The sequence below is a fragment of the Croceitalea sp. P059 genome, from assembly GCF_031846365.1.
Lineage (GTDB): Bacteria > Bacteroidota > Bacteroidia > Flavobacteriales > Flavobacteriaceae > Croceitalea > Croceitalea vernalis.
In genome coordinates this window covers 419,826-432,262 of sequence record NZ_JAVRHW010000001.1, presented here as the reverse complement: position 1 = coordinate 432,262, position 12,437 = coordinate 419,826, and the positions used below count along the sequence as shown (strand labels likewise).

Here is a 12,437-nt window from a genome sequence, read left to right as displayed (position 1 = left end):
AGGCCTTCACAAATGTGAGGGCTTTTTTGATTTTTCACTACTTAATTTAGGATTTGGATAATTATCTGACTGATCTTCAATAGTATTATCCAAACAAGTAAAATCTTTTTCCACTAGTAATGATAGCGTATTTTTGTCATTCCAATCCACTTCATTACTATGGCCGATTACGTTATCAGTTGCCCATGAAGTTTGCACACTATCAGGAAGAAAAAGGGTTATAGTATCATTTGTAAAATCGGCTTGTAACGATTTTATTCCAGATTTTATCTCTAAAGCATAGTAGAATTTTTTTGACTGAAACTCGGTAACTTCTGAAATTTGCCCCTGTTTACAGAACAATTCAACTTCTGTTTTTGTTAATCTAAATCGAACGGAATTCCCTTTAATTCTTATCTTCATTATCTTATTTTTTATTCACTAGCCCTTTAGTGAATTCATTTAATGTTTCTACTTTTTCTTCAAAATCACCTTTGATTGTCTTACGGTATTCATTTAAATTTTTAACTAAATCATCAATATTTTCAGGAATTACATCTTCGAAAAATTGACGCAGTCTTTTGGCTGTGGTCGGTGATTTTCCGTTGGTTGAAATAGCCACTTTTACATTGCCCTTTGTAACAATACCTCCCATATAAAAATCACAAAAGGGAGGATTGTCAGCAACATTAACTAAAATTGAACGCTTTCTACAATCTGCATAAACTTTTTCATTTACAGAAGGTTTATCAGTTGTAGCTATTACAATATGTTTTTTCTTTAATAAACGTTTTTTATACTTGCCTTTATACAATTTTACCTGATGATTTTTAGCTAGTTCTTTAGTAGCTTCTCTATACATTGGCGATATCATTTCGACCTTGGCATTAGGACTCGATTTCAACAAAAAGGTAAGTTTTTCTTCAGCGACGTTACCACCACCTACGATAAGTACGTTTAGGTTATTTACTTTTAGAAATACAGGATATAATTCATTTCGTTCCATCTAGCTTCAAATTATTAGACATTACCATTTTAACCCCTTGGGATAGTGTTCTTTTAAATACTTTTCTACAACCGATATATCATCCTTACTTGTCAAGTCAATCACATGTTCCGAAATGGGAATTACTTTTACATTATAGTCCTTTTTTCTTATCATTTTAAGTAAAGCTGTAGGTAATTCTTTTTCGTCTCTTTCTGGGTGAATAGGGCAATTTTTTAAGAAGGGATAAAAAAGACTTCCGTCAAATTTAAAAATGTTCATACTCACTCTTAATTTACCAAATTCATCTTGATAACTAAGCGCTTCTTCGGGTGAAGGTTTTTCTATGATATCCATAAGATATCCATCTTCGTCAATTTTCATTAAAGCAAATTTTCCAATTCTTTCAGAAGAGAAATTAAGACCCTCTCTATCATAACCAATTAGAGCATTTCGTGAGTTAACCTTTTTTAGTTCGGTAAAAACTTTGGTAGAATATAAATTATCGCAATTACATACTACAAAAGAGCTTTTTGTTAAAATAGGATATTGTTCTAGCGCTTGATAAAGAGCATCGGCAGTACCTTGAGGTTTTGACCTGCCGTTTACAATGTGTTGACGAACAAAAGAAATAGTAAGTCCTTTATAACTATTATTAGCTTCGTTTTTTCCATATACTGCTTGAAATAAATCGTCTTTTTCAGCAATAACAATATAGATATTTAAGTACCCTGCTGTTTTGGCGTTATGTAAAAGGTAGTGTAAAAATGGTGTGTTCTTTTCTCCGATTTCTATAAGACCTTTGTTTCGAGTATTGGCCTGTCGGACGGCTTTTTCAGATAGGCCTTTTAAGGTACTTTCTTTCTTCATTCTTGAAGAAGCTCCACCTGCTAAAATGATAAGGTTATTAATCATAGTAGTATTCCTTCTGACACTTCTGCTTTATAGGCATTTACTGCCCCTGCTAGTTTCAATTGTTTTATGATTTTTTGTTCTTTGTTCTCGGGAGCTAAAGCAATGATACAGCCACCCCCCCCTGAGCCTACGATTTTTGCACCATAAGAACCACCTAATAAAGCTGCGTCAATCATTTTATCAATTTTCGGTACAGTAATTTTTAAATCGTTTTTTAAGATGGAATGATGTTGATTCATCAACTTACCCAATATTGGTATATCAAGAGATTCCTCTTCAAATTCTGATAAGGCCTTTTGAGTAATTAAATGATTTCTAACAGCTGCATTAAAATAAGGTTTCAACGTATTCGGCAATTGATCTAAATAATGTTCTATCGTATTTTCTGTAATATTCTTAACGTCAAACCCATGATTCAAATTTTTTAGGAAAACGATGGATTCAAGAGCTAACCTTCTTCTATCTGCTAAAAGACCAAGTGTGTCTTTGGGAATACCAGATTCTCCTATAATAAGACCAGGTAGTTCTCGATTGAAAGTCTTATAAGCGGCTTTTTCGTCAGTTTCTAAATAAATTATGTTTCCCAAAGCAATGCTAAATTGGTCCATTTTACCTCCAGGTCCATTTCTTTCCAAAACTTCAGCTTCATAGGCTATTTTAGCAAGTAGTTCTTGATTGCATTCTACTTTGAGGCCAAATGCCTTTACCAAAAAACTTATCCATATTAAAATTAAGGCAGAAGAACTTGATAAGCCCGCATTAATAGGGATATTCCCTGTGATTGAAATATCATAACCAAGATTGGGTTTACAACCATATCTTTCAAGTACTTTTAAAACTGCGATAAAAGTATCTTCTGGGTTGTAATTATTAAAATTATAAGGTATCGTAATGGAACGGGTTTGATTAATGTCTATAAAACGTATTTTAAGCAACTCAGAGTTATTTAAATGAGCTTCTAATCCAATATGTCTATTAATTGCACAAGCAATTATAGGGAGCCCTAAATAGTCTTGATGGTCTCCGAATAAACATACTCTTCCAGGGGCTTTAATTTTAATCATTTTGAAAAATAGACACAGCTTGAATTGAAGTACAAATTAGGATTTTTAGAAGCTAACTTGTTATTTTTGAACTATAAATTTTACATATGGATTTGACAGGTAAAGTGGCTTATATTACTGGAGGCAGTAAGGGAATTGGATATAGTGTAGCAGCTGCGTTATTAGAAAGGGGAATGAAAGTAGCCATTAGTGGAAGAAATGACCTTGCTGTTCAATCGGCGGTTAAAACTTTAGGGTTTGAAGGTGCGGTACTTGGTGTACAGTCTGATGTAGGTTCGTATGAAGATGAAAATACAGCCATACAAACAATTCTCAAAACTTGGGGAAAATTAGATGTTGTACTAGCGAATGCTGGTGTAGGTTATTTTGCGCCAGTTGATGAAATGACTATCGATTCTTGGAATCAAATGATGAGTACCAATTTGACAGGTGCTTTTTATACACTCAAGGCTTCAGTTGAGGCCTTAAAGGACTCTAAGGGATACTTCATGACCTTGGCAAGTTTAGCGGGAACCAATTTTTTTGCCTCTGGTGCTGGTTATAATGCCACTAAGTTTGGTGTAGTTGGCTTTACCCAAGCTGTGATGTTAGATTTAAGAAAGTATGGAATTAAAGTTTCTACAATAATGCCCGGTTCCGTTGCAACTCATTTTAATGGCAATGAGCCGTCAGAAAAAGATGCTTGGAAAATACAACCAGAAGATATTGGAAAATTAGTTGTAGATCTTTTACAAATGAATCCGAGAACTTTGCCTAGTAAAATAGAAGTGAGGCCAACTAGGCCTGATTTAAAATAATCACAATAGTACTTCTTTAAAAGGAGTTTTAGGATCTGCTATCTCTAGAATAAGGCGTTTTAATTCAGACTTAAACTCATTTAATACGACATCTGTAATCAAATGGTCCTTAGTTATAGGTTTAGAATTTGACTTTTTCGCAAAACTTAAGATTCCCAAGTTGAGATTCTTAACTGGGAGTATGCCTGAAACTATAGGCTTTGAATTTTGTGAAAGAAGAGAATAACATAGTAACTGAAAGGCCTTTGCTTTTTTATCGTCAGAAGTAAGTTCATCAAAAGAAAAGATTTCAACCTCACTTTTGGTAACCTTGCCAGTTTTATAATCTAAAATTCTTAATTGCCCATCAATTTCATCAATACGATCAAGCTTACCTTTAAGGTTTACAGGATAGTCAAGTTCTGGAATATCTAGTATGACCTTTAACTCTTGCTCTAAACTGAGAATTTTAATTTGATGTTTTTCAATTTGATTTATTTCAAACTGAATAACGGACTCAATGTATTTAGTAATAACTTTAAGAACAATAAAATTTTGCCCTTTATCAACATTCCTATCTGAATAGGTTCTTTTAAAATGCTCTTGAACGGTACTATTGATTTTAGTTTTTGTCTGCTCTAAAATTGTTTTGTTGAGGTATTGCCCTATGAGTGGGGTGTATAAAGCTTCAAGAACATCATGAATTATTGTTCCAAAAGTGTTGTGTGCAATAGTCTCTTCAACTTGCTGTTGTTCTCTAATTTTAAGTATATGTTTTTTATAAAAACCGTAAGGGTTTTTAATGTAATTGGTCAATGAAGTAGGAGATAAGCCGAAGGAACAAATTACTTTAATCTCATCAATTAATTTGGGGGTTTTTTCTATTGTTTTTTCTTCAATGGGGTTAGGCATGCTGTTTTGCACGGCAATTTTATGCTTAACAAAGTTCTTCAGGTTAGCATCTGTTAAAAGCTGATGAATAAATCTGCTCTTTTCGCCGCCTTCTAAAACGTCTGGTTCAGTGTTGTAAGTTAAATAAACATCTTTAGCACGTTGTAGAAGTCTGTAAAAATGATAAGTATAAACAGCATCTTTATCTTTAAATGTAGGCATGTTATACTCCTTTTTTACATCAAAGGGTATAAATGAATTATTGCTTTTACCTGCAGGTAGAATATCTTCATTGACAGAACTCATTATAACCGTTTCAAAATCTAGAGTTCTACTTTCTAGCATCCCCATTATTTGTAACCCATCAGTTGTACTTCCTTGGAAATTTAATTGTTCTTCGGCAATTAATTCGAGCAATATTGATTTAAGAGTTTTAAGTTCATTTAAATATTCTTGCTCAGCAACATACTTATTAAGTTGATTAAACAGGTTATGGTATAATTGTAAACTTTCAAGTTCAATAAGTTGATGGGTTTGATTATAAGACGTTTGTAATAAAGTAATAATTTGTTGAGATCTTGTGATGAACTCTTTTGAATTCAACTTATGAATAGGAAAGATGAGATTAAAATTATCATTGTCATAGTCGGTCAATAACCTCAACTCTTCAGGAGTCAAATAGGTATAATTATTCTTGAGTATTTTATTAATGATATTAGCGGTAAAGTCAGATTCTTTATTCAGTAAATTAACCGCAATAGGGTTCGAAAGAATTCTAAGAATATCTTTATAGTACCATTTATTGTTGATTATATTGATATAGGAGTCGATAAGAACAGTAAAAAAATTAGAAATAGAAGTGTCACTAAGTGGATAACCCATAGTAATATTAATCTCCTTTACTTCTTCAGGAATAGAATTAAGGATTGCTGGCAATAAAGTCTCATCGGCTAATACTAGAGCAATAGGCTTGTTTTGCGTATTGGAGGAATAAATGTTTGAAATTAAAGAACCGATGTACTTAGCTTGAGAAATATTTTTAGGAATACCAATAATCTCAATGTTCTTATTTTCTAGAAAATTAGATTGAACACCTTGAAGTTTTTTACCTGATAAGTAGGGCCAATTCTTTTTGTGTCTTTTTATAAAATAACTGGCGTCATGCAATGGATCATTTAGAAAATAGGAGTCAATATCCCAATAAATTTCTGACGTGGAAGTAGCCAATATTTTTTGAACTATGTACTCTTCCGATTTATTTAGGGCATTAAAACCAACAAAAACATGGGACTTTTTGGAAGTCTGACTTATATAGGAGTGAATTTTACTATAAGCCAGTTTATAACGCAGTCCTTGATAGGAGTCTTTTGTACTTAATAGATGACTTGTAAATTCGTCATAGAGGTATTTAAAGGTTTGAGTGAATTTAACATAATCGGTAACCATAGTTGTTAAACCATCTTTTCCACCCCAAGCATTTAATTTATTTAAAGCAGTTAAGTAATCAAATATACTTTTGGTATCAATGAGGTACCTGTCAAGCTCATCAAAATCACTCAACAAGGTTTGTCCCCAGCGCGTAAAAGAGAAAAAGTCGTCTTTTTCTTTTAGTTCTGAGTTTAAGTAAATACTATATAACCTAAAGAGTAATTCGGTATTGCTAGTTTTATTAAGCTGCGATATTTCTTGAATAAAATGTTCAATGCTGAGAATAGTGGGGCTGAAAATAGGGCTTTCAATAAGTTCAGCAATATGAGCTTTTAAATAGGTACTTGATCGTACACTTGGTACAACAAAAACCAGATTTTCAAAAGAACCATATTTGTTATAGGTGTTCTGGACTACATATTTTAAAAATGCACTCATGTATTTAAAAAAGAAAAGCCTCGACAATTGTCGAGGCTTTTATATAAGTATGTAATAAAACTCTTATTTTACCAAGTTGATTTCAACTCTTCTGTTTTGAGCTCTACCAGCTCTATTGTTGTTCGTTGCGATTGGCTTGTCTTCACCGTAACCGATAGCAGTTAATCTATCAGAACCAATTCCTTTGTCGATTAAGAAATCTCTAACAGAGTTAGCACGTTTCTCAGAAAGACTTTGATTAAGTTTAGCACTACCAACACTATCAGTGTGACCTTCTACTGTGAACTTAGCAGTTGGATACTCACTTAAGATTTGGATAATGTCAACCATTACAGAAGTAGATTCTGCTTTAATTGAAGCTTTACCAGTATCAAACAAGATTGTTCTTGCGTAATCGTTTAATTGTTTTTGAACTTCTTCAGTTACTTCTGGGCAACCATTGTTTGCAACAGTTCCTGCAACTTCTGGACATTGATCGTCTTTGTCTAGAACTCCGTCACCATCAGTATCAGGCCATGGGCATCCTTTGTTCTCAGCAGGACCTGCTTCACTTGGACACTCATCATCTTTGTCAGCAACACCGTCACCGTCAGCATCAGGACAACCAGCTAAAGCAGCAATACCAGCCTCGTTTGGACAAGCATCATCTTTATCAGCAATACCATCACCGTCAGCATCAGGACAACCGTTCATTTCTTTTGAACCAGCTTGGTCAGGACAACTATCTTTACCATCTTCGATGCCATCACCGTCAGAATCAGGACAACCATTGAAAGCTTCTAAACCAGCAACCTCAGGACAAGCGTCATCTTTGTCATATATACCATCACCATCAGTATCAGTACCACCAAATTTGATTGCAATACCCGCTAAGTGTTGGAAATGTTTTACTCCGTAATCTTCGAAAGCATGCTTATAAGAAGATTGAACAGTAAGACCAACATTGTCACTGAACCAGTAGTTTAAACCTAAACCACCATTAAAAGTACCTGCGCCAATTTCATCAACCCAAGTGTAACCACCACCAATCTCTACGAAAGGATCAAGTTTTGTGTTTTTTAAGATGTTATATTTAATGGTACCATCTACAGCATAGTGAGAAAGGTCATCAACTCTAACGTCTCCAAGTTTTTCAATTCTGTTTAAAGACCCTCTAGCGCCAACTGAAAAGCCATCGCCAATGTACTTAGACACTCCGATATAAGATACAGAAGGAATAATGTTCCAGTGATCGTTTGCATTAAAGTACTCAGAAAATAATGTACCTGTTTCGTAAGAAGCAGAAGCGTCATTAGTTGGATAAACGTCAATTGCGTTTACACCAAAGCTAATCTGCCAAGGATTATTCTCGTCTTGCGCTTGTATGTTGTTTACGCCTAAAACTAATAAGGCAACAACTAATAATTTGCTAAGATGTTTCATGTTCAAAATTTTACGTTTAAGTGTTTATCAGCTGCAAATGTAAGTTGTTAAGAACTATTAACAAAATCAATTTTCTTTTTTTTTTAACGTATTACATAGATTTTTTTAAGCATTTAAACGATTTTTAATGCTTTTCCAACCTCGATAAACGCATTTATGGCCTTGTCTAAATGTTCCTTTTCGTGCGCGGCGGAGAGTTGAACCCTTATACGAGCCTTCTCTTTAGGAACTACAGGGTAAAAGAAACCTATGACGTAAATACCTTTTTCCAGTAACATATCGGCCATTTGTTGTGATAATTTAGCATTGTACAGCATTACTGGTACTATAGCGGATTCCCCATCAATAATATCAAAGCCTGCTTCTTTCATTCCTTTTTTGAAATAAAGTGTGTTTTCATGAAGCTTATCTCGCAATGAAGTGTCATTTTGAAGCATATCAAAGACTTTGATAGATGCTCCCACTATTGTTGGGGCCAGAGAATTAGAAAACAAGTAAGGTCGTGACCGTTGTCTTAAAATTTCAATTATTTCTTTTTTACCTGTTGTATAACCGCCCATAGCGCCACCTAATGCTTTACCTAAAGTTCCGGTTATGATATCAATGCGTCCCATAACATTTTTATCTTCTAAAGTCCCACGGCCTGTTTCGCCAATAAAACCTGTAGCATGACATTCGTCAATCATAACCAATGCATCATAAGCATCTGCTAAGTCACAAATTTTATCTAAAGGCGCAAGCTTACCATCCATGGAGAATACACCATCAGTTACAATTATCTTAAATCGATTGCCATCAGCATTAGCTTGTTTGAGTTGAGTTTCTAAATCACTCATATCATTATTAGCATAACGATATCTTTTCGCTTTGCATAATCGAACACCATCTATAATCGATGCGTGATTGAGTGAATCAGAAATAATAGCATCTTCAGCCGTTAACAAAGGTTCAAAAACACCACCATTAGCATCAAATGCCGCAGCGTATAAAATAGTGTCTTCAGTTTGATAGAACTCTGCTATTTTATTCTCAAGCTCTTTGTGAATGTCTTGAGTACCACAAATAAAACGAACGGAAGACATACCAAACCCATGCGAATCAAGGGTGTCTTTGGCTGCTTTGACCACGTCTGGGTGAGACGATAGGCCTAAATAGTTATTAGCGCAAAAATTAATAACTTCTTCTCCTGTGCTTATTTTTATGACTGCACCTTGCTGAGATGTTATGATACGTTCTCGTTTATAAAGGCCTGCTTGTTCAATCGAGTTTAATTCTTCCTGTAAATGCTTTTTAATTTTTCCGTACATAATTAAACAAATATTGGTTTAATATTTTCATCTATATAGACAAGTATTTTGTCAGTTACAAAGTACCCCATTTTTAAAAGAATCTCCTCATAATCATCTAACTGTTTTTTATGTGAAGTGTGAGGTTCTCCTGTTTTATAATCAATAATGCAGGCACTCATGTCATCAATCACCAAGCGATCTAGTCTAACTAAAGATTTGTTAGGATTAAGTATTTCAATTTCATTATAAACTGTTAAACCCTTTGTGTAAAATTTATTTAGTAATTCATGAGTAACTACCTTGTTCAAGGTTCTTTCTAGATAAGATTGTTCTTTCTGATTTATTTCACCATTATTCACAAAATTTGAAAGAACGGATTCAATGTCATCTTCCGTATAAATTAGACTTAAAGCTTGATGTAATAAATTTCCAATATGTATTGCCTTTTCTTGTTTTGGTTCTAGGTTTTTAAACTTTGAAGTAACCATGTTAAATTGAGCATCATCTTTTGAAGTATATATATAAGGTATAGCCAATTGATGTATCGTCTCAGTTTTACAAGAATGGTTCGCAGTTAATTCGCCAAATGAATAGGTGGTCTGAGATTCACTCCAAAAGTCTTTTTCTTTTAAATAGTCAGCAAACAAGGAAGCATAAGACATGTTATTGTCGCCTTTGGAGTTTTTACTTGGAGGAGCTGTAATTACAAAAAGGCCATTAATCGCTCTAGTTAGAGAAACATATAGCACATTAAAATCGTCTAATTCTGCATTTTCAGATTCATTCTTATAAATAACCGCAGCCTCTTCAGAAAAAGCTTTAAGGTCAGATGAGTTTTTAAGCATGAGCTCATTGAACCCATAAAATTCTTCTTCATTTACCGGAACCCATAGGTCATTACTCTTTCTTTTTTCATCAATCTTAGCTGCAGCAAAAGGTATAATAACAAAAGGGAACTCTAATCCTTTAGATTTATGGATTGTCATGATGTTAACCGCATCTAAATCATCAGGTGCCGCGATAGACAACTTGTTTTTTTTACGTTCCCAAAATTGTAAAAAATCAAAAATTGAAAGGTTTTGTTTTTTTCCGAAAGCAAATACTTCATCTAAGAAATAAGAGATATACGCATTGGAATTAGGGGCCAAATCAAATTTTGAAATTGCGACCTCAACCATATCTAGAGGTGTCATTAGTTTCGCTTCATCCATATTAAAATCAAAAACGTCCTTCAAAAACATGGGAAATTGTCCAATGTTTTTTGATATGAAATCATGTTTTATAGTTTCATCTTTAGCTAGGTATTCTAGAATGGTAAATTGATGTTCTTTAATTTCTGGTTGCTCAATAAGGTACATTAAGGATACAAGAAAATTTACCTCTGTTGAATTTTTTAGCAATAAAGCTTCTGCGGATACTATCGGAATTTCGTTTTTAGAGAGAAAATCGGCTATTACAACGCCTTGATTATTGCTTCGGACCAAGATACATATGTCTTTATAAGTATACCCTTTACTTAAAATGGCATTAATGTTTTCAAGGGTTTTAATGCTATGAGGGTGAGCATCAATCTCTTTATCCTCTTCAAGAAAAGATAGCTCAATAAAACCACCTAACTGGTCATTTTTTTCTTGCTGATTTCCCTCTTCGTATAAGTGTTGATATATATCATTCTTAAGTTTTGTGGCAATAAATGAGAAAAAATCATTATTAAAATCAACAAGTGTTGTGGCGCTTCTCCAATTTTTACCAAGATTTTCAACAGAAGGTTCAACTACAAAAGCTTTTTCAGTTTTCAAGGACAGGTTTAAAAATTGAGAGGCTTCTCCTCCGCGCCATCTATAAATGGCCTGCTTTACATCACCTACCAAAAAAAGCGAGCCTTTTTGACCCAGCTCATTTTCGCTTTCTAAAGCATTACTAATTAATGGAATAAGATTTTCCCATTGTAATTGCGAAGTGTCTTGAAATTCGTCAATGAAATAGTGTCTATATTTTTCTCCTAATCTTTCATAGATAAAAGGGACAGGCTGATTTTTTATCTCATTAGAGATGATAGTGTTGAATTCTGAGATATTTAATAGATTTTGCTCTTCTTGTATTTTTTTTAATTCTTTAGATATTTCATTTATTAGCGTTAAAGGAACAATCTTTTTATAGGCCTTCGACAGAAACGAAATATTTTCAAAGGCGTGTTTTATATAGTTAAAGTTTTTAGAGAATTCTGATTGTAATTCATCAATAATAGCTTTAATATTTTCTGGGCAACTTTTGTTATAGAGTGGAGTGGTTTCAAATTTCTGTTTCCAACCAGCATCAAAGTTAATTTCTAAATTACCTTGGCTAATTTGTTCCATGAATTTTGGAAAGTATTTTCTAGAAAAATCTCCAAACTCTAAACCACTTTCAGCGATTAGCTCTAAATTTTTTTTAGCTTTTTCTATGACACTATTTTTTTGTGTGTTGATATCAGTTGCTATCTTTTTTTTAAGCCCAACAAAATCACTAATATTTTTAGTAGTAAGTTTTTTTAAATGAGGAATGTGTTGCTCTCTAAACAAAAGTTTGCCAATTTCATTAAGGTCATAAGCAATATTCCAGCTTTTGTTGTCATCAATTTTTTCGATAACAAAATCAATTAAAAAGTCAGTTAGTTCTTTATTGCTTCCGGCTTGGTTTAAAACTCTGGCTACAGCTTGGTTTAGTAAAGAATCCGTATCAAGTTCTACCTCGAAGTTTTGAGCTATTTTTAAATCTCTAGCAAAAGTTCTAATTATTTTATGGTTAAACTTGTCAATAGTTGAAATCTCAAAAAAGGCGTAATTATGTAATAGCTCTTTTAACGTGTTTTGTGCCTTTTGTCTAAGTTGCTCAGAGTTAAAATTTAAATGATTTTTAATGTCTTCAAAAAGGCTCTGACTGCTTTTTGGCAGATTGTCCATGCTAAATTCATGAAGACTTTGAAGAATACGCTCTTTCATTTCACCTACTGCTTTATTGGTAAAAGTCAGGGCTAAAAGTTGAGCATATTTTAATTTTGATTTTGGAGCAAGTATTTGTGTAAGATAGTTTTTGGTAAGCTGGTATGTTTTACCAGAACCTGCAGAAGCATTATAAATTTTAAAGCCTACGTTACTCAAATTGTTTTATTGCAAAGTACGCATTCTTACCATCTTGTTAACATATATTATGACGATTTTGTTTGTTAAAACAGTATTTTTGATGAACAGAAATAATAACTAAAAACATA

At 33.3% G+C, this 12,437-nt stretch carries 9 protein-coding genes; 1 reads left to right on the top strand and 8 read right to left on the bottom strand.

Annotation, left to right across the window (positions count from 1 at the left end; translation table 11 throughout):
- Positions 1-6 precede the first annotated feature (6 nt).
- From RM542_RS01875 to RM542_RS01860, 4 genes are read right to left on the bottom strand one after another with little or no spacing between them, the layout of a single operon-like run.
- Positions 7-402 carry a DUF7009 family protein gene (locus tag RM542_RS01875; RefSeq protein ID WP_311384010.1) on the bottom strand — a complete coding sequence of 132 codons (396 nt, stop codon included), beginning with the start codon at positions 400-402 and terminating at the stop codon, positions 7-9.
- Positions 403-406: 4 nt separating this feature from the next.
- Positions 407-985 (bottom strand): bifunctional precorrin-2 dehydrogenase/sirohydrochlorin ferrochelatase, encoded by a 579-nt coding sequence (locus RM542_RS01870; protein WP_311384009.1) that lies wholly within the window; start codon positions 983-985, stop codon positions 407-409.
- Between the two features lie 21 nt (positions 986-1,006).
- A complete protein-coding gene (locus RM542_RS01865; protein WP_311384008.1) occupies positions 1,007-1,879 on the bottom strand; it encodes a sugar phosphate nucleotidyltransferase in 873 nt (290 codons plus the stop codon).
- The gene (locus tag RM542_RS01860) at positions 1,876-2,943 is read right to left on the bottom strand and encodes a galactokinase family protein (RefSeq protein ID WP_311384007.1); all 1,068 of its coding nucleotides are present in this window, start codon (positions 2,941-2,943) and stop codon (positions 1,876-1,878) included. The genes RM542_RS01865 and RM542_RS01860 overlap by 4 nt, the downstream gene beginning before the upstream one ends.
- An 86-nt stretch (positions 2,944-3,029) precedes the next feature.
- On the opposite strand from RM542_RS01860, the gene RM542_RS01855 reads away from it, so the two are divergent.
- Positions 3,030-3,740, top strand: coding sequence for an SDR family oxidoreductase (locus RM542_RS01855; protein ID WP_311384006.1), 711 nt, complete (start codon positions 3,030-3,032; stop codon positions 3,738-3,740).
- Here the strand turns inward: RM542_RS01855 and RM542_RS01850 are convergent, their stop codons facing one another.
- The 4 genes from RM542_RS01850 to RM542_RS01835 form a co-directional block, all read right to left on the bottom strand.
- Positions 3,741-6,476, bottom strand: coding sequence for a PD-(D/E)XK nuclease family protein (locus RM542_RS01850; protein ID WP_311384005.1), 2,736 nt, complete (start codon positions 6,474-6,476; stop codon positions 3,741-3,743). It lies immediately after the preceding gene.
- A gap of 63 nt (positions 6,477-6,539) precedes the next feature.
- Positions 6,540-7,898, bottom strand: a complete 1,359-nt coding sequence (locus RM542_RS01845; RefSeq protein ID WP_311384004.1) for an OmpA family protein — start codon at positions 7,896-7,898, stop codon at positions 6,540-6,542.
- A gap of 113 nt (positions 7,899-8,011) precedes the next feature.
- Positions 8,012-9,205 carry a glycine C-acetyltransferase gene (gene kbl / locus RM542_RS01840; RefSeq protein WP_311384003.1) on the bottom strand — a complete coding sequence of 398 codons (1,194 nt, stop codon included), beginning with the start codon at positions 9,203-9,205 and terminating at the stop codon, positions 8,012-8,014.
- 2 nt (positions 9,206-9,207) lie between these two features.
- Positions 9,208-12,327 carry a UvrD-helicase domain-containing protein gene (locus RM542_RS01835; protein ID WP_311384002.1) on the bottom strand — a complete coding sequence of 1,040 codons (3,120 nt, stop codon included), beginning with the start codon at positions 12,325-12,327 and terminating at the stop codon, positions 9,208-9,210.
- Positions 12,328-12,437 lie beyond the last annotated feature (110 nt).